The organism is Actinoallomurus sp. CA-150999 (assembly GCF_050942425.1).
Taxonomy (GTDB): Bacteria; Actinomycetota; Actinomycetes; order Streptosporangiales; family Streptosporangiaceae; genus Actinoallomurus.
Window position 1 is genome coordinate 4,953,941 of record NZ_CP192063.1, and the last position, 23,451, is coordinate 4,977,391.

Below are 23,451 nucleotides of genomic sequence, written 5' to 3' on the forward strand. Positions count from 1 at the left end.
CCGGACGAGGCTGGGGACATGGACGCGCCCCAGGTCACCCTCGTCGTCTTCGACGGATTCCAGCCGCTCGACCTCGTCGGGCCGCACGAGGTCTTCGGCCACGCCGGATACCGGTGCCGGATCGTCGCTCCGGGGGCCGGGCTCGTACGCTCGCGCAGCGCGCTTCCGATCCACGCGGAGTACGGCGTGGCCGACGTCGACCCCGGTGGCGTCGACACGCTCATCGTGGTGGGCGGGGCGGGCGTCGACGAGGCCCGGCGGGACCGGGCGCTGGTCGAATGGGTGGCCGCTGCCGGAGCGGGCGCCCGGCGTGTCGCGTCCGTCTGCAGCGGCGTCTTCCTGCTGGCGGCCTCGGGCCTCCTGGCCGGCCGCCGCGTGACCACCCACTGGAAACGCCGCGACCAGCTGACCGCCGAGCATCCGGAGCTGACCGTCGACTGCGAGCCGATCTTCATCCGCGACGGGAGGTTCTGGACGTCCGCGGGGGTGACCGCCGGCATGGACCTGGCGCTCGCCCTGGTCGAGGAGGACCTCGGCCGGGACCGGGCCCACGCCGTCGCCCAGGAGCTGGTGATGTTCCTGCGCAGGCCGGGAAGCCAGTCCCAGTTCAGCGTTCCGCTGTGGTCGGCTCAGCCGTCGAGCGACCCCATCCGCCTCGCGGTGGACGCCGTGCACGCGGCCCCGGGGGACCGCCACGGCGTCGAGGACCTGGCCGCCAGGGCCGGTCTGAGCCCCCGTCACCTGCAGCGCCGGTTCACCGCCGAGCTCGGCGTGCCCCCGGCGGCGTACGTCGAGCGCGTGCGCGTCGAGGCGGCGCGCCGCGCGCTGGCCGAGGGCGACGACCCCGTCGACGCGATCGCCCGGCGATGCGGCTTCGGCACCGCCGAGACGCTGCGCCGGGCGTTCCACCGGCACGTCGGCGTTCCCCCGTCCGACTACCGGGACCGTTTCCGATCAACGAAGGAGTACGCATGACGACCTACGGACTGCTGGTGTTCGACGGGGTGGAGGAGCTGGACTTCGTCGGGCCATGGGAGGTGTTCACGGCCTCCTCCATGCTCCGTGACGGGGCCGACACCGCGGTAACGATCGCCGAGCGGCCGGGTCCGCTGCGCTGCAACAAAGGACTCCGCGTACTGCCCGACCACTCCTTCGGCGATCACCCGCCCCTCGATGTCCTGCTGGTTCCGGGCGGGAGCGGCACCCGGCGCGAGGTGTCCAACCCGGTCTTGATCGACTGGCTCAGGCACGCCGACGCGGCTTGGGTCACGAGCGTGTGCACGGGTGCGCTGCTCCTCCATGAGGCGGGGCACGCTCGTGGACGCAAGGTGGCGACGCATCACGCCTTCGAGGACACGCTGGAGGCGCGCGGTGACATCACGGTCGTACGGGACGCGCGCTATGTCGTCGACGGGCACCTCGTCACGAGTCAGGGCGTCTCGGCGGGCATCGACATGGCACTGTGGCTCGTCGGTCGCCTGCACGGCAGGGAGCACGCCCGGGCCGTCCGCAGGTACATCCAGTACGAGCCGGCACCGCCCTACCTCGCCGACGAGCCGGTCGGCGCCTGAGCGCCGGCCCGGATCCCCTGGTCTCTCGGCCGGAGCTTCGCCCCGCCACCACGCGATGCGCGGTGGCGGGGCGCTGTAATCAGTGTCACAAGATGGGAAGGGCGGCGGCCGAGGTGATTGCCGTGCTGCTATGCATGCGGGTAGCGCGTGCAAGGTCGCCGGCTCGGTTCGTCATCGATTCGCCGTACCTCGCACGCTAAGGTATATTGCGTCGCAAGTTTCACTAAAGGTTGCGACGGCGATTTCTTGACACCATTACGGCTGACCTCTATAACGGTTATGCCATGTAGTAACGCACGGCCGAGGGAGTCTCGTCGGTCGGCTGGGGAGGACAAAGGTGCCCGGGCCCAGTAGTGGCACGGTTCGTAACCGTAGACTGGCCACAGAGCTGCGCCGCCTCCGTGAGAGAGCCGAACTGACCGGTGATGACGTCGCCGAGCATCTCGGCTGGTCGGCCTCGAAGGTCAGCCGGATTGAAAACGCCCGTCAAGCCCCCCGTCTAGGAGACGTGAGGAGCTTGCTGGAGCTCTATGGTGTCGAGGGCACGTACCGCGAGCAGCTTCTCCAACTCGCCAGGGACGCGGTGCGCAAGGGATGGTGGGAGGCCTACTCCGACGCCCTTCCCGAGCCGTACGCCTCCTATATCGGCCTGGAGATGGAGGCGGAGGAGATCTTCCAGTGGGAGACTCAGGTCGTCCCCGGTCTGCTCCAGACGGAGGCCTACGCGTCGGCGATCGAGCAGTGGCTCCATTCGATCGAGATGGTCCCGCCGAGCCGGGTGGACGCCCGCGTGGAGACGCGGCTGGCGCGCCAGTCCGTGCTCACCCGTGAGACGCCGCTGCGGCTGTCCATCGTCCTGGACGAGGCCACCCTGCTGCGGCGTTACGCGGGCATGGAGGTCATGCGCGAGCAGCTCGAACACCTCCTGGAATTGGCGGAACGGCCCAACATCGCCCTCCAGGTCCTTCCACTTGACGGGCCCCATCCGATCACGACGGGGTCCTTCACGCTTCTGCAGTTCCCGCAGGTCGGTGGCATAAAGTTTCACGATGTCACATACATCGAGCACCTGAACGGTTGCTCGTATCTCGAAGAAGAGACCGAAACCTACCGGCACCGGCTCAGTTTCGAACGACTCAGTGCAGAGGCGCTCGACCCGGCGGAATCCATGGAATTGATCTCCAGGACGGCCCGGGATGCGTGGGGATAATTGGTGAAAGGAGGTGAGAATGATGGGGAAGACAGTCGAGCATCCCGGTGCCATCTGGCGCAAAGCATCTCGAAGCATGGCCAATGGGGCGTGCGTTGAGGTGACTTCGATGTCGTTGACCGCGCCGCAGGACGGCGCTTCGGCGGCGTCGACGGATAAGCATTCATAATTGAATAATTTTGAATAATCAGATCGCTCGCAATAAGCATATTGTGGGCGATTGTGCGTGAAATAGCGGTCCACTTCCTTCGCGGTGTCGCGAAGGAAGTGGACTCTCCTGACGTTTCGCGGACGCGCGCCGGGCGGGGCACCGCCGGACGCCCCGGCGTACCGTGACGGGCGGGAACGACCTGGCACGGGACGGGAGACCGCCCGGCACCGCGCGTTCCGTGACGGCCGGGATGCGACGGTCGTAGGTTTCTGGCATGGACTCTCGACGCCGGGTTCCGCGTACGGACGCCGTGCTCGCCGACCCGCGGCTCACGGAGGCGATGCTCCGGCTGGGACGCGGCACCGTGAAATCGGCGGTCGCGGCCGCGCAGGAGCGCGCGCGGCACGGGGAGATCACCGCTGAGGACGTGGCCGACGCCGCCGTCGCGTCCCTGCCGCCGTATGCGACGACCCTGCGCCCCGTGATCAACGCGACGGGTGTGCTCCTTCACACCAACCTGGGCCGTGCCCCGCTGTCCGTGGCCGCCCGGGAGGCGGTGCTCGCCGCCGCCGGATGCACCGACGTCGAGTACGACCTGGCCACCGGCCGCCGCGCCCGGCGCGGCCGCGGCACCCTCGAGGCCCTGGCCGAGGCCTGCCCGGCGGCGGAGGCGGTGCACGTCGTGAACAACAACGCGGCCGCCCTCGTGCTGGCCGCCACGGCCCTCGCACAGGGCCGGGAGATCGTGATCAGCCGCGGCGAGATGGTGGAGATCGGGGACGGTTTCCGCCTCCCCGACCTTCTCGTCTCCACCGGCGCCCGGCTGCGCGAGGTCGGCACCACGAATCGCACCACCGCCGCCGACTACGCGGCCGCGCTCGGCCCCGACACCGGCTTCCTCCTGAAGGTCCATCCCTCCAACTTCCGGATCGAGGGCTTCACGGCGCAGGCGTCGGTACGTGAACTGGCCGGGCTGGGTGTTCCCGTCGTCGTCGACATCGGCTCCGGCCTGCTCGCCGCCGAACCGTCCCTGCCCGAAGAGCCCGACGCCGCGACGGTGCTGCGGGACGGTGCCGCCCTCGTCACCGCCAGCGGCGACAAACTGCTGGGCGGCCCGCAGGCCGGCCTGCTGCTCGGCCGGGCCGACCTGATCGAACGCCTGCGGCGGCACCCGCTGGCCCGCGCCCTGCGCGTCGACAAGCTCACGCTCGCCGCTCTGGAGGCGACCGTCCGCGGACCGCGGACGCCCACCGCACACGCCCTGCACGCCGACGCCCGCCCCCTGCGGCAGCGGGCCGAACGCCTCGTCAAGGAGCTCACCGAACACGACGCCCTCGCCGTCGAGTCGACCGCCCGGATCGGCGGGGGCGGAGCGCCCGGCGTCGAACTGCCCAGCGCGGCCGTCAGTCTCCCCGCCTCGTACGCCGAGCCGCTACGCCGCGCCGGGATCGTCGGCCGGATCGAGTCGGGCCGGCTGCTCCTCGACCTGCGAACCGTCCCCGCCGACCTCCACGACGCCGAGCTGGTCCGGCGGGTCGAGCGGGCCGTCGGGGCGGGGGAGGAGCGCCGGTGCATGTGATCGCCACCGTCGGGGCGGGGGAGGAGCGCCCGTGCATGTGATCGCCACCGCCGGCCACGTCGATCACGGCAAGTCCACGCTGGTCCGGGCGCTGACCGGGATGGAACCGGACCGCTGGGCCGAGGAACGCCGCCGCGGCATGACCATCGGCCTCGGGTACGCCTGGACGACGTCGCCGTCGGGGGAGCGGATCGCGTTCGTGGACGTCCCCGGCCACGAGCGCTTCGTCACCACCATGCTCGCCGGCGTCGGGCCGGTGCCCGCCGTGATGATCGTGGTCGCCGCCGACGAGGGCTGGATGCCCCAGTCCGCCGAGCATCTGGCGGCGATCGACGCCCTCGGCGTCCGCCACGGCCTCCTCGTGGTCACCCGCGCCGACCTCGCCGAGGCCGGCGCCGCCCGCGACCAGGCGGCCGCGGAGATCGCCCGCACCGGCCTGGGGCAGGTCGAGGCGGTGACCGTGAGCGGCACCACCGGCGCGGGCCTGCCCGCCCTGCGCGACGCCCTCGACCGGCTGGTCGCCCGGCTTCCCCCGCCCGACGTCACCGCGCCCGTCCGGGTCTGGGTCGACCGCGCCTTCACGATCAAGGGCAGCGGCACGGTGGTCACCGGCACCCTCCCCGCCGGGACCATCCAGGTCGGCGCCGAGCTCCGCCTCGGCGGCCGCCCGGTACGGGTCCGAGCCCTGCAGACGCTCAAGGAGACCGCCGAAACCGTCGCCGCCGTCGCCCGTGTGGCGATCAACCTGCGCGGCGTCGACCGCGACGAGGTCGCCCGCGGCATGGCGCTGACGAGCGACGAGTGGACGCTCACCGACCTCGTCGACGTGCGCCTCCATGGTGCGGCGGCCCGGACGCTGCCCCGCGAGCCGGTCCTGCACATCGGCTCCGCCGCCGTCCCCGTACGCCTGCGGCCCCTGGGCGACGACACCGCGCGGCTCGTCCTGACCCGGCCGCTGCCGCTGCACATCGGCGACCGAGCGCTGCTGCGCGACCCGGGCGCCCGCCGCGTCGCCGGGGTCACGGTGCTGGACGTGCGGCCGCCGGAGCTGCGGCGGCGCGGGGCGGCCGCGGCGCGCGCCCGGGAGCTCGCGTCCGGCACCCCGGATGCCGCTGCGCTCCTTCGCAGGTACGGGCTGATCCGCGAACACGACCTCCGGGCGATGGGCGTCTCGTCGGACGCGGAGCCCATCGCCGCCGACTGGCTCGCCGACCCGCCGCACTGGGCCGCCCTCCGGCACCGCCTCGCGGAGGAGGTGCGCAGGCACGCGGCGGCCGACCCGCTCAATCCCGGTCTGCCGGTCGAGGCGGCCCGCTCCGCGCTCGAGCTGCCCGACCGCCGCCTGGTGGACGCGCTGGTGGAACCCCCGCTGCGCCTCGGCTCCGGCCGGATCCACGGGCCGGGCGGCACCGCCCTCCCGCCGCCGGTCGCCGACGCCGTACGGCGGCTGCGCGCCGATCTGGAGAAAGAGCCGTTCCGCGCCCCGGAGGCGGGCCGGCTGGCCGAGCTCGGGCTCACGGAGCGGGCGCTCGGCGCGGCCATGCGCTCCGGTGCCCTGCTCAAGATCGCCGATGGGATCGTCCTGCTGCCGGGCGCGGACGCCGAGGCGGCGCGCGTCCTGGCCGGACTGCCCCAGCCGTTCACGGTCAGCGAGGCGCGCCGCGCCCTCGGCACCAGCCGCCGGGTGGCGGTGCCCCTCCTGGAGTACCTCGATCGAGGTCGCGTCACCGTACGAGCGGAGGACGGCCGCCGCACCCTCACCTGACGCCCGCAGGGCCGGGAATGCCCGTCGTCGGAGGCCTTGCCGCTGCCGGGTGACCGGCACCACGTCCGCCGGACGCCGCAGGGCAAGCCCGGACGCCGCAGGGCAAGAACTCGGACGCCGCGGCCGTGGACCTCCACCCGGACCCCACGGGGCGGGGACTCCGCCGCTGCCGGGTGGCCCGGACCGCGTCCGCCGGACGCCGCGCACCCGTCACCGAGCATTAATTCGGTTGAACCGGGCAGGGCCTGTCTGGCGTCATAGACCCCGGCTCACCGACGATCTGGAGAGGAGATGGTGATGCCGTACACGATGAAGGGCGGCCACGTTCCGATCCGGATGTGGACCGACCCGGCCGACGTCGAGACGGTGGCGCTCGACCAGCTGCGCAACGTGTCGAGCCTGCCGTGGGTGCACGGCCTCGCGGTCATGCCCGACGTGCACTACGGGAAGGGCGCGACCGTCGGATCGGTGATCGCGATGCGGGACGCCGTGGCGCCGGCCGCGGTCGGCGTGGACATCGGCTGCGGGATGACCGCGGTCAAGTCCAGCCTCACCGTGGCGGACCTGCCGGACGACCTGAGCCGTCTGCGGGCGAAGATCGAGAAGGCGGTTCCGGTGGGGCGCGGGGCGCACAAGGTGCCCGTCGACCCCTCGGCCGTACCCGGGCTGAAGGAACGCGGCTGGTACGAGTTCTGGAAGCGGTACGACGAGCTGGCACCGGTCGCGCGGTCCCGGCGGGGCAAGGCGACGTCGCAGCTCGGCACGCTCGGCTCGGGCAACCACTTCCTGGAGGTCTGCGCCGACGACGAGGGCTCGGTATGGATCGTCCTGCACTCCGGGTCGCGCAACATCGGCAAGGAGCTGGCCGAGTACCACATCGAGGCCGCGATGCGCCTGCCGCACAACCAGGACCTGCCCGACCGCGACCTCGCCGTCTTCATCAACGGCACCCGGAAGATGGAGGAGTACCGCCGGGACCTGTTCTGGGCACAGGACTACGCGCGGCGCAACCGCGCCACGATGATGGCCCTCACCCAGAACGTCGTCACGCTGTTCTTCGCCGGCAAGCGGGTCCGCTGGGACGACGTCATCTCCTGCCACCACAACTACGTGGCGGAGGAGGTGTACGACGGCGTGGAGCTGCTCGTCACCCGCAAGGGCGCGATCCGGGCGGGCGACGGGGACCTGGGCATCATCCCGGGCTCGATGGCGACCGGCACGTACATCGTGCGCGGACTGGGCAACGAGAAGGCCTTCAACTCCGCGTCACACGGCGCGGGCCGGAGGATGAGCCGTAACCAGGCGAAGCGGTCGTTCACCGTCGACGACCTGATCGAGCAGACCAAGGGCGTCGAATGCCGGAAGGACTCCGGGGTGATCGACGAGATCCCCGGAGCGTACAAGGACATCGAGTCGGTGATCGACGCGCAGTCCGACCTCGTGGAGGTCGTCGCCCACCTGCGCCAGCTGATCTGCGTGAAGGGCTGACGGAACGCCCGCCGGGCCGCGGCCCGGCGGGCGTCCTCATGCCATCCCGGAGCCGTTGAGCCGTCCCCACCCCAGAGGTGGGGACGGCTCCGGCGTGCTCACGGCAGTGCTCGCCTCGTCGCCGGCTCGTTCCTCACCGGCCGCGGATCGCCGACCGGGCCCCTACCGGGGCTCAATCTCGCTCGGCGGCTCGCCGCTCGCATACCGTCGGTCTCAGTCCATCCAGGGCTTGAGAGGACCGACCTTGATCTTCGAGCTCGGGTTCTTGGCATTCCACCGGACCGGCTTGAACGTCCCGTCGTGGCGCATGATCGAGACACGGACGTACGCCGGACGGACGGTGTGCTTGCCCCCGGTCGTGTAGGACAGGTGGAACACCGCCTGGTGCTTCGGCCCGACCAACACCTTGCCCGGGGTGCCCAGCCAGAAGCTGATGACCCGGTGCTTCTTGTCGAGCAGCTGGACGAGCGGCCGGCCGCTGAGAAGGCAGTTCTTCTTGCCCTTCGTGCTGATCGACAGCGGCTGGTCGACCTTCTTGCGCACGACGTAGTCGTGGGCGAAGGCGAGGACCAGCTTGTTCTTGGCGACCGAGCAGGCGGCCGGCTTGGCGGTCGGGGAGACGGCGGCCTGCGCCGGGGACGCGAGACCGAACGCGGCGATCGCGCCGGCGACGCCGGTGGCCGCGAGCGTGGTGCTGAGCTTCACCTGGGTGACTCTCACTCTCCGTAGGAGGCGGCTCCCGCTGGGCGCGGGAGGGACGGGCGCCCCGTCCGGTCACCATGATCATGTAACTTCACGGGGCCGTTCCGTGCTTTCTGGAGAAAAGCCGAAAGATCGCTCGACGTCACAAAAGGCCAGCGGGTCGCGCAGATCGTCGGTGTGGCGACATAGGCTGAAGTGTCCGTATCGATAGAGGGGGTTCGTCCGTGCTGGTGGACGGCTTCGGCCGGGTCGCGACCGATCTTCGCGTGTCGCTCACCGACCGCTGCAACCTGCGTTGCACCTACTGCATGCCCCCGGAAGGCCTCGAGTGGCTGCCCAAACCGGAGCTCCTCACCGACGAGGAGGTGATCCGCCTGGTCGCCGTCGGCGTCGAGCGCCTCGGGATCACCGAGGTCCGCTACACCGGAGGCGAGCCGCTGCTCCGCAGGGGGCTGGTGGACATCGTGGCGCACACCACCGCGCTGCGCCCGCGCCCGCAGGTGTCGCTGACGACCAACGGCATCGGCCTGGCCCGGCTCGCCGAGCCCCTGCACGACGCGGGCCTCGACCGGGTGAACGTCTCCCTCGACACGCTCGACCGTGACACGTTCGTCCGGCTCGCGCACCGAGACCGGCTGCCGGACGTGCTCGCCGGGCTCGACGCCGCCGAGCGCGCGGGGCTGCGGCCGGTGAAGGTCAACACGGTGCTCATGCGCGGCGTCAACGACCAGGAGGCGGTGCCGTTGCTGCGCTTCTGCCTCGATCGAGGCTACGAGCTGCGGTTCATCGAGCAGATGCCCCTGGACGCCCAGCACGGCTGGCGGCGGGAGAACATGGTCACCGCCGATGAGATCCTCGACCGGTTGTCGGCGGAGTTCACGCTGGTCCCGGAGGACGCCGCCGCCCGCGGCAGCGCTCCCGCCGAGATCTTCCTCATCGACGGCGGGCCGGCCCGGGTCGGCGTCATCGGTTCGGTCACCCGGCCGTTCTGCGGAGCGTGCGACCGCGTCCGGCTCACCGCGGACGGCCAGATTCGCAACTGCCTGTTCGCCCGCGAAGAGTCCGACCTGCGCGGCGCCCTGCGCTCCGGCGCGTCCGACACCGAACTCGCCGAGCGCTGGACGGCCGCCGTGGCGGCCAAGCGCGCCGGCCACGGCATCGACGACATCGGTTTCCTGCAGCCCGCACGTCCGATGTCCGCGATCGGCGGGTAAAAAGGACGACGTGACGGAGCAGCCGCGCGAACACCGGGTCGAAATCAGCGTGCCGCCCGACCACGAGGTCGGCGTGTACGCCGGCTTCGCCTCCGTGTGGCGCACCCAGGATTCCTTTGTGATCGACTTCTCCACCGCGGTACGCCCGCCCGAGGTGATGGAGGACACCGAGGACGGCACCTCCTACGTCCACGTCCCGGCCCAGGTGGTGTCCCGCGTACGGATCCCGCCGAGCCAGGTCTGGGAGCTCATGAAGGCCCTCGAGCAGAACCTCAGCGCCTACGAGCGGGAGAGCGGCAAGAGCGCGCATGACGACGGGTGATCCCTACGACGCCGTGATCCTCGCCGGCGGGGCCGCGTCGCGACTCGGCGGCGCCGACAAGCCCGGAACGCTCGTCGGTGGCCGGTCGCTGGTGTCCCGCGTCGGTGCGGCGGTGGCGGACGCGGAGCGGATCGTGCTCGTCGGGCCGGACCGCCCGGAGCTGCCCGGCGCCATCACCGTACGCGAGGATCCGCCGGGATCCGGGCCGGTTCCCGCGCTGCGCGCCGGGCTGGCGCAGGTCCGGGCGCCGTCGGTGGCCGTCCTCGCCGCCGATCTGCCGTTCCTCACCACAGACGACGTCAACGCGCTGCGCCGCCGGGCAGGGGGCCGGTCCGGGGCCGTCTTCGTCGATGACGGGGACCGGCCGCAGTGGCTGGCCGGCGTGTGGCGGACCGCGGGCTTGCGCGCCGCCCTCGCCGGGTACGCAGGTGCTTCGTTGCGGGGGCTGATGGCGCCGCTCGAGCCCGCCCACCTGAGAGCGACCGGGCACCGCCGGCCCGCGTGGTACGACTGTGACACGGAGGACGACGTCGCCGAGGCGTCACGGCTGATCGAGGAGAACCGTGCTTGACGAGTGGCTCGATACGGCATGCGCGGAGTTGGGCATCGACCCCGCCGAGGTGGACCGAGACCTGATCCTCGACCTCGCGCGCGACGTCGCGCACGGGGTGGCGCGACCCGCCGCTCCGCTCACCGCCTACCTGCTCGGGTTGGCCGTGGGCCGAGGCGAGCCCGCGCGAGACGCGGCCGCCCGCGTCACCGCGCTCGCCGCCGGCTGGGACGCGAAGCGCTGATCCCGCGAGGCGTCGAGGCGGAAGCCGCCGACGCCGTGAGGCGCTGCCCCTGTGAGGCGCTGCCCCTGTGAGGCGCTGCCCCTGTGAGGCGCTGCCCCTGTGAGGCGCTGACGGCGCGGGGCGCTGACGCGGAACCGGCGGTCTCTGGCCGGCGGTCACGATCGTCGGTGGGAAGGCGCGGTGGGGCGGAGGACGACGGTCGTCACGACGATGAGGGCGGCGGCCAGCGGAAGCGCCGGTGCCGTAGGGCGCGCCCAGGTCAGAAGGATCGCCTCGAGCGCGGCGCCGGCGAGGGCGGCGGCCAGCACGGCCAGCCGCCGTCGCATGGTGTGCGGGGAGCCGGTCGTGGCCAGTTCGGTCATGAGCGCGGTCAGCGTTCCGGTGAGATAGGTGGTGGCGGCCCCGCTCACCGCGAGCGTGTTGACCGCGGTGCTCTGCACGCCCATCGCCGCGGCGGACACCGCGATCAGCGTGATCTGCAGAGCGGTGGCGGGACGGGCGGCCGCGGCAAGCCATGCGGTCAGCACGGCGGCCTGTGCCGCCGGTACGACGCTCAGTGCGCCGATGACGCGTCCGGGCCACGGGCCGGAGTCGGCGGGCCCGGTTCCCCTGAGCCATGAGGCCGCGCCGAGCACCCCGACGGCGTACGCCGCGATCGACACGGCGGCGCGCACGGCGGCACCGGGGTCGGTGTGGACGACGGCGACGCCGAACAGCACGAGGTTGCCGGTCATCACACTGGTGAACACGGCACCGAGTGCGACGAAGCTGAACGCGTCGGCCGCTCCCGAACCCAGGGCGAGCAGCACGATCGCCGCCGTGACGGCTCCCGGCCGGGGCATGCCCCCCGGCCGTGCGAACCATCGCGGCCGACGACGCGACCGGGCCTCGGAGGACCGCGCGATCCACCGGTCCCGCGCCGACCGCGCGAAGCGTCTCCCCGGCCTCACATGGATCGTGTTCCCGCCCGCGCACATTCCAGGCAGCCCCGCGCACGTTTTAGGCCGCGGGCGGTCGTTCCCGTCCGTCCGGCGTGGATGTCGGGTCGCCGCACGGATGTTCCAGTCCGTCATGCGTTTCAGGCCGTCGCGCGCATGGTCCAGTCCGCCTCGCGTGCACTGCGGCGTGTTCCAGGGCTGCCGCACCCGCGGACTCGGTGAGGCGCTCAGCGAACCTCTTCGACCGGGACGGTGTCGCGCAGGAAGCCCCGGCGCGACAGGAACTCGCTCAGGTGTTCCTTGTGCTCGTCGCAGGCGAGCCAGACCTTCCGCCGGTCGGGATCGTGGATCTTCGGGTTGTTCCAGCGCAGGGCCCATCGGGCGTCGGCCCGGCAGCCCTTGGCGGAGCACTGGAGGGGTTCGGAACCGGTCACCGTCCCAGTCTGACGGATCCCCGGTTCTGCCGGGGCCGTCGTACGGCCCCGCCGAGCCGTCGTCGCCTGTGATACTGGTCATCCGCATCTCACCCTGACTGTCCGTATTTATGGGCGTTTGTTTGCGTTGTGAGTTCGCGGGGTACGCGGGGCGCAACGGTTGAGCAGACAGCCGACTCCGCGTGGGCGGGGCGCTGTCGCTCGCCCAGGGTCGGCGGACAAGGAGGCATCGTGCCGACCCATCGTGGGTCCCGGGACGTCATCGACGTTCTCACACGGGATCACCGCCGAGTCGAGGACATGTTCGTCCGCGTCATCGCGCTCTCTCCCGGAGACGGACGACGCCGTTACGTCGTGGCGAGAGTGATCACTGAGCTCATGCGCCACGCCGCCGCCGAGGAGGAGTATCTCTACCCGGCGGTTCGCGCGCACGTGCCGGACGGGGACCGGCTCGCCGCGGAGAATCTCGCCGCTCATGCCCGGGCCCGTCAGACGGTCAAGGAGCTGGACGGCCTCGACCCGTCCGACGCGCGGTTCGAGGAGGTCTTCCGCCGCCTGGTCGGGACGACCCATGAGCACCTCGCGGACGAGGAGGCGAACGTCTTCCCCCGTCTGGCCGGTGCCTGCGATCCCGACATGCTTCGCGAGCTCGGCAGGAAGGTCGAACGCGCCGAGCGGGCGACGTGCGCCTGGCCGTCCGCCGGCACGGCGGACGTTCCGCCGACCGAGGGCTGGGCCGGATGGTTCCAGCGCGGGTTCGGCGGGTGGCCCGCACGCGGCTTCGATCCGCCCGCACGCGGACCCGGCGGGTGGCCCGCACGTGGGTTCGGCGGGTGGCCCGCACGTGGGTTCGGCGGGTGGCCTGCACATGGGTTCGGCGGGTGGTTCGCACGCGGGTCTGGTGGGTTGCCCGCACGTGGGCTGGACGGGCGGTCCGCCCGCCTCACACCGTGAACAGGAGCAGGCCGAAGAACGCCACCCCCGCCGTTAGCCAGGCGGCGTAGTCCCCGACATGGCCCGAATGCGCCGCCCGGAGACGCGACGTCACCGGGCGCAGGACCCGCGGTGTCCGATGCCGCAGGCTGAGCACGGCGACCACGGCCGCCGGCACCACGCCGACCGCTCCGCTGAGGACGCCCGCCGCCGTCCAGGGCTCGAGTGGCGCTGACGCGGCACGCCACGGGCGGCCGTCCAGGACCGCCGACGCGTAGCCGCGGTGGTCGACGGAGAGCGCCGCCGCGTGCGACACGCCATGCCCGCTCACGAAGCCCGAGCACGGCGGCGCCGAGGACGAGGAACAGGCCCGGGGCGAGCATGGTCCAGGGAAGGTGGGACGGCTGCGGCACCGTCTCGGCGTCCTCATACTCGGCCGAACCACCCTCCGCCGGGGGCGAGCATGGTCCAGGGAAGGTGGGACAGCCGCGGCACCGTCTCGGCGTCTTCACGCTCCGCCGGACCGCCTTCCGCCGGTCCGACGCCCCGGAACACCCACAGCCAGACGCGCAGCACCGCGGCTGCCGTCAGGGCGGACGCCATCACCCCGACCGGGGCGGTCTACCACTAGCCGATACGGCCGGCGGCCTCGTCCATGAGGGACTTGCCGGCCCACAGGCCGAACGGCGGTGCTCCGGCCAGGCCGAGCCCGCTGAGGAGGAAGACCGTGCCGGACACCCGTATCCCGCGACCGCGGCCGTGCAGGTCGTGTTCGTCGAGGGTCCCGAACCGGTTGAGCAGCCTTCCGGCGGCGAGGAAGAGTGTCGGCTTCACCCCGGGCGTGGCCGAGCACGTAGTACGCCGCCCCGGAGAGGGAGTCGCGGTCCAGGGCCGCGACACCCACCAGGAGAACGCTCACGTGGCCGATGGTGGAGTACGCCAGCAGCCGTTTGACGTGGCGTTGCAGCACGCACATCCGGGCCGGCCCGGCGCCCGGGACGGTCTGCCCGAACGTCGCGCAGTACGTTCGTGCGACCGCGTGGACGCCGAGCTCGACCATGACGCCGGAGAACAGCACGCACACCGGGGTGGGGGCGACCGCGTGGGCGTCGGCCGGCCATGCGCCTAGGGGGCGGCTCTCCTGGGGCGTGCGTCCCGAAGCGAGGATGGCCGGATCCGGCGATCGGGTGTCCTGACTGGGCCTCTACAGTTTGTCAGACCGGCCGGCCGGAGAAATGGCGACGCCGGGAGGATACGGGGGCAATCCTCCCGGCGTCGCGATCATCGGTGTTCCGACGGGGGCCCGGAACACCGGCACGGGCGCCCCGACGGGGGACCAGAGCGCCGGTACAAATCGTACACCGAACCCCCCCTGAGTTAGTCAAGAGATTGTCACGAGCCGATTTCGTCGTGAGGGCCGGAAATCTGTTTTCGGTCAACGTCGTTCCCCTCATATGGTGCGAATCGGGCACCAGACTCAGGTTCGCGTCCGCCGTTGGCAAAGATGACGGCAACGTAGGGCAACACGACCGATCCGATCAGCGCGACGACCGCCAGCCACCGCCAGGCGCCGGGCAGCGCGAAGGCGAAGAGGATGCTCAGCAGGAAGCAGAGCGCCCGGATGCCCATCATGATCAGGTACCGGCGCTCGCGGTACATGATGTCCTCGGACAGCGGCTTGCGCGCGTCCGTCACCGTGTAGACCACCGGCTGCTTGTGGCGCCGGCCCAGCGGTTTGACCCTCACTCCTCCACGGTAGTCCCCGGGTGGGTACGGGCAAGCCTCCGGGTGATCTCCGCCGTCGTGGCCGTCCCCGCCAGCCCCATCGCCCGCGTCAGCGCGTCGGCCAGCTCCGTCAGCCCGGCGGTCACCGTGTCCGCGCCGCCCACGGCCAGGCACCACAGCGCCGGCTGTCCGACGAACACCATGCGCGCCCCCAGCGCCAGCGCCCGGAGCACGTCCACGCCCGTACGGACGCCGCCGTCGGCGTACACCTCGACGGCGTCGCCCACCGCGTCCGCGACCTCCGGCAGGGCCTCTGCCGTCGCGACGGCGCCGTCGAGCTGCCGCCCGCCGTGGTTGGACACCCACACGCCGGCGGCGCCCTCCGCGACGCACTCCCGCGCGTCGTCGCCGCGCAGGACGCCCTTGACCACGACCGGCAGGCCGGAGACGTCCCGCAGCGCGGCGACGTCGGCGTAGGTCACGTCCGGCGCCTGCTCGGCGAGGGCCCGGTCGAACCCCGGCCCGAGGTTCACCCCGAACATCTCGTCCGGGATCAGTCCGGCGTCCCGGTCGCGGCGCCGCCGCCCGAGGTAGGGCGTGTCACCCGTCAGCACGATCGCCGTCGCCCCGGCCGCGGCGGCACGCCGTACGAGCTCTCGCGTCAGGCCGCGGTCGCGCAGGACGTACGCCTGGAACCACCACGGACCCGCTTCGGCGGCGACCTCCTCGATCCGCCGGGAACTGCGGGACGAGACCGTCAGCAGCGCACCCGCCCGCCGAGCGCCGCGCGCCATCGCCACCTCGCCCTCCGGATGGGCGAGCCGCTGATAGCCGACCGGGGCCACGCCGACCGGTGTCGGCAGCTCGCGGCCGAGCACGCGGACCCGCGAGTCGATCCTCGAGACGTCGCGCAGGACCCGTGGCCGTAGCCGTACGCCGCGCCAGGCCGCCTCATTGGCGGCGAGGGTCGTCTCGTCACCGGCGCCGCCGGCGTAGAAATCGAAGACGTCGGGTGCCAGGACCTGCCGCGCCCGTTCGACGAGCCGCTGGTGGTCCGCTTCGCTGGAGAACACGGCAGCCAGCCTGCCCCACATCACCGCATGGGGCGCGCGGTGGGCGGGAAGAAGCCGATCAAAGCCGTCCATCGCCTCGCGGGAGGAACGCCATGACGGATCGGACGTATCGGGTAACGGAGATCGTGGGCACCTCGCCGGACAGCGTGGACGCCGCGATCCGCAACGGCCTCAGGAGAGCCGGGCAGACGCTGCGCCACCTGGACTGGTTCGAGGTGATCGAGGTGCGCGGGCAGATCACCGACGGGGAGGTGGCGCACTACCAGGTCGGCCTGAAGGTGGGCTTCCGCCTCGAGGACTCCTGAGCGCGACGGTGCCGACGTGCGGCGCGGTGGCCGGACCCCGGTCGCCCCCCGTACGGAGGCGGCCGGGACGGCCGGTCAGCTGGCCTTGCTGACCGTCGACATGTTGAAGTCCCGGATCCGCAGCGGCGGCATGGCCGTCCGGGTGAAGTAGTCCGACCACTCGCGCGCGAGCGTCCGCCCCGTCGCACCGGCCTCCGCGACGCGCTGCAGCATCCCGACCGGGCTCTCGTTGAACCGGAAGTTGTTGACCTCGCCGACGACCTCGCCGTCCTCGACGAGGTACACCCCGTCGCGGGTCAGCCCGGTGAGCAGGAGCGACTGCGGGTCCACCTCGCGGATGTACCACAGGCAGGTGAGGAGCAGCCCGCGCCGGGTGCCGGCGATCATCTCGTCCAGCGTGGCGGTGCTGCCCGGCACCTCCATGAGCAGGTTGTCGACCCCGGGCGTGAAGGGCAGGCCGGTCAGCCGGGCCGAGTGGCGGGACTGCATCAGCGCGGAGAGCCTGCCCTCGGAGATCCAGTCGACGGGGGGCAGCGCGACGCCGTTGTCGAACGCCGACGAGTCGCGGCTGGACGCGTGCGCGACGACGAACGGCGTGCACTCGAGGCCGGGCGCGGCCGGGTCGCTGTACAGCCGGACGGGCGTCTCGGACAGGCTCTCGCCGACCCGAGTGCCCCCACCGGGCTTGCTGAAGACCGTACGGCCGTCGTGGGCGTCGCGGGCCCCGGCCGACCAGTACAGGTAGACCATCAGGTCGGCGACCGCGCTCGGCGGCAGCAGCGTCTCGTAGCGGCCGGCGGGCAGGTCGATCCGCCGCTTCCCCCACTCGAGCCGCCGGGCGAGCTCGTCGGCCATCCCGGCGACGTCGACGTCGCGGAAGTCGCGCGTGCCCACGCCGTTCCACGCGGACCGGGACAGGTCGGCGGACTTGGCGTTCAGCTCGACCTTCCCGGTCGGCTCGTCGGACCGGAGCCGCAGCCCGGACGACGTGCCGAGGAAGGTGCTGTGCATCGAGTGCTCGGCGAAGCCGTAGAGCCGGCGCGCGTTCGCGTCGGCGGCGGCGAACGCCTCGCCGAGCGCCGGCGCGAAGCCCTCGAAGACGCCGATGGACGTCTCGGCGGCCGGGTCCTCCCAGCGGCCGGACGGGCCGGCCTCGGACGCGTCGACCAGGGACGTGGCGTCCTCGGCCGGGGCGTTGTCGGCCGCCGCGCGCTCGGCCGCGCGGACGAGGTCCTCGATCTGGTCCTCGGTCACGCCCGTACGGGACATGACCCCGGTCGAGACGCCGTCGGCCTTGTTCTTGATCGCGATGACGGTGAGCCGGCGGGACCGGGCGACGCCGTTGGTGGTCAGCGTGTTGCCGGCCCAGCGCAGGTTCGTGCCACTGGACTCATCGGCGATGACGACGCAGTCGTCCGTGCGGGACAGGGCGAGGGCCCGCTCGACCGTCTCCTGCGGGGTGGTCACTTGCCCGCCTCCTTCACCGCGTTGAGGATGTTGACGCCGCGGAACAGCGCGGAGGGCGCGCCGTGGCTGACCGGCGCGACCTGGCCGGGCTGTCCCTTGCCGCAGTTGAACGCGCCGCCGAGGACGTAGGTCTGCGGCCCGCCGACGGCCTCCATCGAGTTCCAGAAGTCGGTGGTGGTCGCCTGGTAGGCGGCGTCGCGCAGCTGCCCCGCGAGCCGGCCCTTCTCGATCTTGTAGAACCGCTGGCCGGTGAACTGGAAGTTGTAGCGCTGCATGTCGATCGACCAGCTCTTGTCGCCGACGACGTAGATGCCGCGGTCGACCCCGGCGATGAGCTCCTCGGTCGACGGGCCGTCCGGCGCCGGCCGCAGGGAGACGTTCGCCATCCGCTGCAGCGGCATGCTGGACGGCGAGTCGGCGAACGCGCAGCCGTTGGAGCGCTCCGCCCCGGTCAGATGGGCGATCCGCCGGTCCAGCTGATAGCCGACGAACAGGCCGTCGCGGACGATGTCCCACTGCTGGGTCTCGACGCCCTCGTCGTCGTAGCCGATGGTGGCCAGGCCGTGCTCGGCGGTGCGGTCACCGGTGATGTTCATGACCTTGGAGCCGTACTGCAGGCTGCCGAGCTTGTCGGGCGTCGCGAAGGACGTGCCGGCGTACGCGGCCTCGTACCCGAGCGCGCGGTCGAGCTCGGTCGCGTGCCCGATCGACTCGTGGATGGTCAGCCAGAGGTTCGACGGGTCGATGACGAGGTCGTACGTCCCGGCCTCGACCGACGGCGCCGCGAGCTTCTCGGCGAGCAACTCGGGAATGCGGGCCAGCTCGTGGTCCCAGTCCCACCTGCCGCCGGTGAGGAACTCATAGCCCTGGCCCACCGGCGGGGCGAGCGTACGCATCGTGTCGAACGCCCCATCGCGGATGCCGACGGCGTTCAGCACCGGGTGCAGCCGCACCCGCTGCTGAGTGGTCACGGTGCCCGCCGTGTCGGCGTAGAACTTGTTCTCCTTCACCTGCAGGAGCGACGCGTCGGCGTGCGCGACCCGGTCGTCGCCCAGCAGCCGGGCGCTCCAGTCGGCCAGCAGGGCGATCTTGTCCCGGACGGCCACGTCGAACGGGTCGACCTCGTAGGAGGAGATCCACACCCGCTCGCCGTGGGTCGGCTCGGCGGCCAGCTCGATGCGCTCGCGGTTGATGGCCTTGGCCACCTTGGCCACCTCGACCGCCTGCTCGGCCACCCGGACGGCGGCGTCGGTGGTCAGGTCGATGCCCGCCGCGAACCCCCACGTGCCGTCCAGGATCACGCGGACGGCGAAGCCGACGTCGTCGGCGTCGAGGGCCGTCTCGAGGTTGCCGTCGGACATTCGCAGCGTCTGATGGCGGATCCGTTCGAGGCGGAAGTCGACGTGCTCGGCGCCGAGGTCGCGCGCTCTGGACAGTGCCGCGTCGGCCAAGGCGCGCGACGGCAGGGCGGTGAACTCTGGATCGATCTCTCGCACGGATGCAACCTATCGCGTCCTACAAAGACCGACCGGTGTCCCTTGGCGGTGGCGTCCTCGTGTTACCTATCGGTAGCGCAATAGGCTCGCCACCGACCGAACTGGAGGTTTGTCGAATGAGTCGCTCCGTCCTCGTGACCGGAGGCAATCGCGGAATCGGGCTGGCCATCGCCCACGAGCTGAAGAACACCGGGGACGCCGTCGCCGTGACCTACCGTTCCGGCGAGCCCCCCGAGGGCCTGTTCGGCGTGCGCTGTGACATCACGAGCGTCGAGGACGTCGACGCGGCGTTCGGCAAGGTCGAGGCCGAGCAGGGCCCGGTCGAGGTGCTGGTGGCCAACGCCGGCATCACCAGGGACAACCTGCTCGCCCTGATGAGCGAAGAGGAGTTCACCTCCGTCCTCGACACCAACCTCACCGGCGCCTACCGCGTCGCCAAGCGCGCGGTACGCGGCATGATGCGCAAGCGCAACGGCCGGATCATCCTCGTCTCCTCCGTCGTCGGGCTGCTCGGCTCCGGCGGCCAGGCCAACTACGCCGCCTCGAAGGCCGGGCTGGTCGGCTTCGCCCGATCGCTCGCCCGTGAGCTCGGCTCCCGCAACATCACGGTCAACGTCGTCGCGCCCGGCTTCGTGGACACCGACATGACGGCGGCGCTGGGGGAGGACCGCCAGGCCGAGATCAAGAAGCAGATCCCGCTGGGCCGCGTCGCCCGGCCCGTGGAGATCGCCAAGGCCGTCCGCTTCCTGTCCGGGGAGGACGCCGCCTACATCACGGGCGCGGTCATCCCCGTCGACGGCGGCCTCGGCATGGGCCACTGACCGTCGGGGCACCGAACCGGCAGCCGATCACCGGCCGGCCATCCACGGGCACCCGCGGCCGGCGGGCCGGCTCCCCGGGGAGGGCGGTCGGTGGATCGGCTCCCCGGGGAGTGACGATCGGCGCATCCTGACAACGAGCAGCGGGCCGCAGCGCACGGCGGCCGATATCTGGAAATGGGACAGCGAATGGGCATTCTCGACGGCAAGCGGATTCTCGTCACCGGCGTCCTCACCGACGCCTCCATCGGCTTCCACGTGGCACGGCTGGCCCAGCAGGAGGGCGCGAGCGTCGTCGTGACCGGTTTCGGCCGCATGTCGCTCGTCGAGCGCATCGCCAAGCGGCTCCCGGAGACCCCGCCGGTGCTCGAGCTGGACGTCACCAGCGCCGAGCACCTCGACGGCCTCGCCGCGAAGGTCTCCGAGCACGTCGACGGGCTCGACGGGGTCGTGCACTCCATCGGGTTCGCGCCGCAGAGCGCGATGGGCGGCAACTTCATGAACACCCCGTGGGACGACGTCGCCACCGCGGTGCAGATCTCGACCTACTCGCTGAAGTCCCTCACGGCCGCCTGCCTGCCCCTGATGAAGAACGGCGGCTCGGTCGTGGGCCTGGACTTCGACAACGCCACGCAGGCCTGGCCGGTGTACGACTGGATGGGCGTGGCCAAGGCGGGCCTGGAGTCCACCGCCCGCTACCTCGCGAAGTACCTCGGCCCCGACGGCGTGCGGGTCAACCTCGTGGCCGCCGGGCCGCTCAAGACGATGGCGGCCAAGAGCATCCCGGGCTTCGAGGAGTTCACGAACGTCTGGCCGGAGAAGGCCCCGCTGGGCTGGGACGTCGCCGACCCGGAGCCGACCGCGAAGGCATGCGTGGCGCTGCTGTCCGACTGGTTCCCCGCGACGACGGGCGAGATCGTCCACGTCGACGGCGGCGTGCACGCCGTCGGCGGCTGACCCGCCGGCCCGACCGTACGGACCGCCGCCGCGAGGGGGCCGGCCGCGCCCCGCGCGGCCGGCCCCCTCGCGTCCTGTCGGCGCCGTCCCGTGCGGCGGAGCGCGTGTCGGCGTCGTCCCCGAGCTGCGGACCACCCGTCAGCGCTGTTCCCGGCGGCGGACCACGCCGGGCGGTCGAGCGCAGGGAACCGCCCGCGCACACCGACCTCGAACTCTGTCTGGATTTCATGGCAGGCCCTCTTCACCGGGGCACCGCCATCCGCCAGGCGCCCGCCGGCCCGGACCGCCTCGAACGCCTCACCGACGAGATGATCGCCGCCTTGGCCGCCTGACCACAGAGGTCGAAGCGACACGAGGCTCGTACGGCGGTCAGCGGCAGGCCGCGAGGACGGCGTCGGCGACCTCGCTCACATGGTCGGCGCCGTGTGGCCGGGACGGCAGCAGGTCGGTCAGGTAGGCGAAGACCAGCCGCCGCGACGGGTCGGCCCAGGCGATGCAGCAGTTGCTGCCGTTGTGGCCGAACGCCCGCGGGCTGCTGAGGCGGCCCATCGCCGGGCTCAGGTCGCGTCCCGGAACCGGGCCGCCCAGTTGGAAGCCCTGCGACCACCGGATCGGCACGCCGAGGAAACGGTCGACCTCACCGTCGCTGGAAGGCCGGGTCGCCTCCTCGACCGTCGCGGGCCGGAGGACCCGTGCGCCGTCCAGCGCGCCGCCGTCCAAGAGCGCCTGGTAGAAGCGCGCCAGATCGCGCGCGGTCGCGGACACCGCTGCGGCGGGGATGACCGCCTCGCGCGTCGAACGCCGGTTGAACAGCATCGCCGCCGGCCGCCCGGCCACGCCGGCGGAACGCACCGGAACATGCCGGGGCCACAGCGCGCGGGGGAGCCCCAAGTGGATGTCGGTCAGGCCGAGCGGATCCAGGAACGCCTCCCGGAGCAGGGCGCGCACCGGCGTTCCGGCGACCCGCTGGACCAGCTCGCCGAGGATCACGCCGTAGGTGAGGATGTGATAGGCGGGGACCCGGCCGGGCGGCCATCGCGGACGGGCCCGCTCGACCTCGCGTACGGCCCGCTCCCAGTGCCGCATGGCCAGCGCGTCACCCGCCACTCCGCGGGCCACCGGGACGCCGGACCGGTGCTGCAGGACCTGCCGCACCGTGACGTCCTCCTTGCCGCGCCGACCGAACTCCGGCCAGTACGCCGCGACGCGCTCGTCGAGCTCCAGGTCGCCTCGCTGGGCCAGCAGGTGGACCAGCAACGCCGTGACCGGTTTCCCGGCCGAGAACAGGCAGAACAGCGCGTCCGGGCGGCAGCCGATCGCGCGGTCGAGGAGCACCCGCCCCTCCCGCAACACGCACAGCTGCGCCGCGCCGCCGCGCGCGCCGACGAGCTCAAGGGCACGGGACAACCGCGCCGGGTCGACACCGAGCTCCTCGGGCGCGCGTTCCGCCCAGTCGGTCAACGGCCCTCGCCATGGGCGTGAGCCGGGCGGGCCGACGCCGGGTTCGGGCGGCGATATCGCGTCGATGGGCGGGGTGATGCCGGGTTCGGGTGGCGATGCCGTGTCGATGGGCGGGGTGATGCCGGGTTCGGGTGGCGATGCCGTGTCGATGGGCGGGGTGATGCCGGGTTCGGGTGGCGATGCCGTGTCGATGGGCGGGGTGATGCCGGGTTCGGGTGGCGATGCCGCGTCGACGGGCAGGGAGACGCCGGGTCTGGGCGGCGATGCGGTGTCGTCGGGCGCGGGCGGTCGCTCGAGCGGGGACGACGATGAAGCGCTCCGGCCACGGCCGAGGGCACCCGTCAACGGGAGCGCGGTCGGCGCAGGCGGCGGTTCAGCACGCTGAGGTTCAGTGCCGTGACCGCGCCGATCAGGCCGGAGGCGGTCGCCACGAGCAGCGGCGGGACCGGCTCTCCCGCCGGATCGCTGGCGGCCACCAGGCGGGCCGGCGTCTGCTCCTGGCGGACCGGTGAATCCTGCGGGTACACGAGCGGGTTCTGGGAGGTGATGTCGGGCAGCGCGGGGCCCTGCTGCTGGGGCGCGGCCACCTGCGGCGCGCCCCCGGTCGTGCCCGCCGCCGGGGGAGCGATCGGCTGATCCACCGAGCCGGATCCGGATCCACCGCCCGAACCCGAGTGCGACCCGCCATCCGAGCCGGACCCCGAGTGACCGGAGTGCCCGGACGACGGCCTGGTCTTCGGCGTGGACCTGGGCTTCGGCTTGGAGGATCCGCCCGACTTCGGCGGTGCCGCCGGTTTGCCCGTACCGCCGCCCAGGATGCTGCAGAGGAGGGGACCGAGCTTGCATTCGCCCGCCGTACGGACCGTGGAGCGCGAATCCGCCGACGCCGGACCGGCGCCGACCGTGAAGAACACCACCGCGCCGGCGGACACCGTCGCCGACGCGGCGCCGACGCGCCGCCAGTCTCGCCTTGAGGCCATGTCGCTTCGCTCCCCTGAGTCGTCTCCCGTTGTTACTGACAACTGGTCCAACGAGACGAGCGTTACAT

At 72.2% G+C, this 23,451-nt stretch carries 26 protein-coding genes and 1 pseudogene; 14 read left to right on the forward strand and 13 right to left on the reverse strand.

All coding sequences use genetic code 11. The features are described 5' to 3' along the window. Positions 1 to 18 precede the first annotated feature (18 nt). From ACQP2O_RS23205 to ACQP2O_RS23230, 6 genes are all read left to right on the forward strand, one after another. Positions 19 to 975, forward strand: coding sequence for a GlxA family transcriptional regulator (locus ACQP2O_RS23205; protein ID WP_433188814.1), 957 nt, complete (start codon positions 19 to 21; stop codon positions 973 to 975). After that, positions 972 to 1,571, forward strand: a complete 600-nt coding sequence (locus ACQP2O_RS23210) for a DJ-1/PfpI family protein (RefSeq protein WP_433188817.1) — start codon at positions 972 to 974, stop codon at positions 1,569 to 1,571. The genes ACQP2O_RS23205 and ACQP2O_RS23210 overlap by 4 nt, the downstream gene beginning before the upstream one ends. A 337-nt stretch (positions 1,572 to 1,908) precedes the next feature. Next, positions 1,909 to 2,781, forward strand: a complete 873-nt coding sequence (locus tag ACQP2O_RS23215; RefSeq protein ID WP_433188820.1) for a helix-turn-helix domain-containing protein — start codon at positions 1,909 to 1,911, stop codon at positions 2,779 to 2,781. A gap of 425 nt (positions 2,782 to 3,206) precedes the next feature. Then, positions 3,207 to 4,511 carry an L-seryl-tRNA(Sec) selenium transferase gene (gene selA, locus ACQP2O_RS23220; protein WP_433188823.1) on the forward strand — a complete coding sequence of 435 codons (1,305 nt, stop codon included), beginning with the start codon at positions 3,207 to 3,209 and terminating at the stop codon, positions 4,509 to 4,511. Between the two features lie 31 nt (positions 4,512 to 4,542). Next, a complete protein-coding gene (gene selB, locus ACQP2O_RS23225) occupies positions 4,543 to 6,276 on the forward strand; it encodes a selenocysteine-specific translation elongation factor (RefSeq protein ID WP_433188825.1) in 1,734 nt (577 codons plus the stop codon). Positions 6,277 to 6,573: 297 nt separating this feature from the next. Beyond that, positions 6,574 to 7,764 carry an RtcB family protein gene (locus ACQP2O_RS23230; protein ID WP_433188828.1) on the forward strand — a complete coding sequence of 397 codons (1,191 nt, stop codon included), beginning with the start codon at positions 6,574 to 6,576 and terminating at the stop codon, positions 7,762 to 7,764. Between the two features lie 213 nt (positions 7,765 to 7,977). On the opposite strand, the gene ACQP2O_RS23235 is transcribed toward ACQP2O_RS23230, so the two are convergent. After that, positions 7,978 to 8,469 (reverse strand): hypothetical protein, encoded by a 492-nt coding sequence (locus ACQP2O_RS23235; RefSeq protein WP_433188831.1) that lies wholly within the window; start codon positions 8,467 to 8,469, stop codon positions 7,978 to 7,980. Between the two features lie 221 nt (positions 8,470 to 8,690). Between ACQP2O_RS23235 and moaA the strand changes: the two genes are divergently transcribed. Genes moaA through ACQP2O_RS23255 form a run of 4 tightly spaced genes read left to right on the forward strand, consistent with a single transcriptional unit; the run spans position 8,691 to position 10,796 of the window. Continuing rightward, entirely contained in the window at positions 8,691 to 9,680 is a 990-nt protein-coding gene (gene moaA / locus ACQP2O_RS23240) for a GTP 3',8-cyclase MoaA (RefSeq protein ID WP_433188834.1), read from the forward strand. 10 nt (positions 9,681 to 9,690) lie between these two features. Next, positions 9,691 to 10,002 carry a DUF3467 domain-containing protein gene (locus tag ACQP2O_RS23245; RefSeq protein ID WP_360879319.1) on the forward strand — a complete coding sequence of 104 codons (312 nt, stop codon included), beginning with the start codon at positions 9,691 to 9,693 and terminating at the stop codon, positions 10,000 to 10,002. Next, the gene (gene mobA, locus ACQP2O_RS23250) at positions 9,989 to 10,573 is read left to right on the forward strand and encodes a molybdenum cofactor guanylyltransferase (protein ID WP_433188837.1); all 585 of its coding nucleotides are present in this window, start codon (positions 9,989 to 9,991) and stop codon (positions 10,571 to 10,573) included. Before ACQP2O_RS23245 ends, mobA begins: the two co-directional genes overlap by 14 nt. Then, complete coding sequence (locus ACQP2O_RS23255) at positions 10,566 to 10,796, forward strand: DUF6457 domain-containing protein (RefSeq protein WP_433188840.1); 231 nt, start codon at positions 10,566 to 10,568, stop codon at positions 10,794 to 10,796. Before mobA ends, ACQP2O_RS23255 begins: the two co-directional genes overlap by 8 nt. 155 nt (positions 10,797 to 10,951) lie before the next feature. Here the strand turns inward: ACQP2O_RS23255 and ACQP2O_RS23260 are convergent, their stop codons facing one another. Together ACQP2O_RS23260 and ACQP2O_RS23265 are read right to left on the reverse strand one after the other, a co-directional pair. Further along, positions 10,952 to 11,638, reverse strand: a complete 687-nt coding sequence (locus ACQP2O_RS23260) for a YoaK family protein (RefSeq protein WP_433188843.1) — start codon at positions 11,636 to 11,638, stop codon at positions 10,952 to 10,954. A gap of 323 nt (positions 11,639 to 11,961) precedes the next feature. Further along, positions 11,962 to 12,168, reverse strand: a complete 207-nt coding sequence (locus tag ACQP2O_RS23265; RefSeq protein ID WP_433188845.1) for a hypothetical protein — start codon at positions 12,166 to 12,168, stop codon at positions 11,962 to 11,964. Positions 12,169 to 12,399: 231 nt separating this feature from the next. Here ACQP2O_RS23265 and ACQP2O_RS23270 point away from each other — a divergent pair, with 231 nt between their 5' ends. Continuing rightward, on the forward strand, positions 12,400 to 13,122 hold the full coding sequence (locus ACQP2O_RS23270; RefSeq protein WP_433188848.1) for a hemerythrin domain-containing protein: 723 nt from the start codon (positions 12,400 to 12,402) through the stop codon (positions 13,120 to 13,122). On the opposite strand, the gene ACQP2O_RS23275 is transcribed toward ACQP2O_RS23270, so the two are convergent. The 6 genes and pseudogenes from ACQP2O_RS23275 to ACQP2O_RS23300 all read right to left on the reverse strand — a co-directional run bounded on the left by ACQP2O_RS23275 (position 13,112) and on the right by ACQP2O_RS23300 (position 15,899). Beyond that, complete coding sequence (locus ACQP2O_RS23275) at positions 13,112 to 13,432, reverse strand: hypothetical protein (protein ID WP_433188851.1); 321 nt, start codon at positions 13,430 to 13,432, stop codon at positions 13,112 to 13,114. The genes ACQP2O_RS23270 and ACQP2O_RS23275 overlap by 11 nt on opposite strands. Positions 13,433 to 13,527: 95 nt before the next feature. After that, complete coding sequence (locus tag ACQP2O_RS23280; RefSeq protein ID WP_433188854.1) at positions 13,528 to 13,704, reverse strand: hypothetical protein; 177 nt, start codon at positions 13,702 to 13,704, stop codon at positions 13,528 to 13,530. Positions 13,705 to 13,728: 24 nt separating this feature from the next. Further along, positions 13,729 to 13,935: a hypothetical protein gene (locus tag ACQP2O_RS23285; protein ID WP_433188857.1), complete on the reverse strand. Its 207-nt coding sequence runs from the start codon at positions 13,933 to 13,935 to the stop codon at positions 13,729 to 13,731. Positions 13,936 to 13,951: 16 nt separating this feature from the next. Next, positions 13,952 to 14,269, reverse strand: a pseudogene (locus ACQP2O_RS23290) (proton-conducting transporter transmembrane domain-containing protein); the annotation flags it as partial. A gap of 224 nt (positions 14,270 to 14,493) precedes the next feature. Continuing rightward, entirely contained in the window at positions 14,494 to 14,847 is a 354-nt protein-coding gene (locus tag ACQP2O_RS23295) for a DUF3099 domain-containing protein (protein WP_433188860.1), read from the reverse strand. After that, positions 14,844 to 15,899, reverse strand: coding sequence for an alpha-hydroxy acid oxidase (locus tag ACQP2O_RS23300; protein WP_433188863.1), 1,056 nt, complete (start codon positions 15,897 to 15,899; stop codon positions 14,844 to 14,846). Before ACQP2O_RS23300 ends, ACQP2O_RS23295 begins: the two co-directional genes overlap by 4 nt. A gap of 92 nt (positions 15,900 to 15,991) precedes the next feature. Here ACQP2O_RS23300 and ACQP2O_RS23305 point away from each other — a divergent pair, with 92 nt between their 5' ends. Beyond that, positions 15,992 to 16,204 (forward strand): dodecin, encoded by a 213-nt coding sequence (locus ACQP2O_RS23305; protein ID WP_360879349.1) that lies wholly within the window; start codon positions 15,992 to 15,994, stop codon positions 16,202 to 16,204. Between the two features lie 75 nt (positions 16,205 to 16,279). Here ACQP2O_RS23305 and ACQP2O_RS23310 read toward each other — a convergent pair whose 3' ends face one another. After that, positions 16,280 to 17,671 carry a metallopeptidase TldD-related protein gene (locus ACQP2O_RS23310; RefSeq protein WP_433188866.1) on the reverse strand — a complete coding sequence of 464 codons (1,392 nt, stop codon included), beginning with the start codon at positions 17,669 to 17,671 and terminating at the stop codon, positions 16,280 to 16,282. Further along, positions 17,668 to 19,167, reverse strand: coding sequence for a TldD/PmbA family protein (locus ACQP2O_RS23315; protein WP_433188869.1), 1,500 nt, complete (start codon positions 19,165 to 19,167; stop codon positions 17,668 to 17,670). The genes ACQP2O_RS23310 and ACQP2O_RS23315 overlap by 4 nt, the downstream gene beginning before the upstream one ends. 116 nt (positions 19,168 to 19,283) lie before the next feature. On the opposite strand from ACQP2O_RS23315, the gene ACQP2O_RS23320 reads away from it, so the two are divergent. Both ACQP2O_RS23320 and fabI read left to right on the forward strand, forming a co-directional pair. Next, positions 19,284 to 19,988, forward strand: coding sequence for a beta-ketoacyl-ACP reductase (locus tag ACQP2O_RS23320; protein ID WP_433188872.1), 705 nt, complete (start codon positions 19,284 to 19,286; stop codon positions 19,986 to 19,988). A 186-nt stretch (positions 19,989 to 20,174) separates the two neighbouring features. Then, positions 20,175 to 20,942, forward strand: coding sequence for an enoyl-ACP reductase FabI (gene fabI, locus ACQP2O_RS23325; RefSeq protein WP_433188875.1), 768 nt, complete (start codon positions 20,175 to 20,177; stop codon positions 20,940 to 20,942). Positions 20,943 to 21,311: 369 nt separating this feature from the next. Here the strand turns inward: fabI and ACQP2O_RS23330 are convergent, their stop codons facing one another. Next, positions 21,312 to 22,748: a serine hydrolase gene (locus ACQP2O_RS23330; RefSeq protein WP_433188878.1), complete on the reverse strand. Its 1,437-nt coding sequence runs from the start codon at positions 22,746 to 22,748 to the stop codon at positions 21,312 to 21,314. Beyond that, positions 22,745 to 23,383 carry a hypothetical protein gene (locus tag ACQP2O_RS23335; RefSeq protein WP_433188881.1) on the reverse strand — a complete coding sequence of 213 codons (639 nt, stop codon included), beginning with the start codon at positions 23,381 to 23,383 and terminating at the stop codon, positions 22,745 to 22,747. The genes ACQP2O_RS23330 and ACQP2O_RS23335 overlap by 4 nt, the downstream gene beginning before the upstream one ends. Between the last annotated feature and the right edge of the window lie 68 nt (positions 23,384 to 23,451).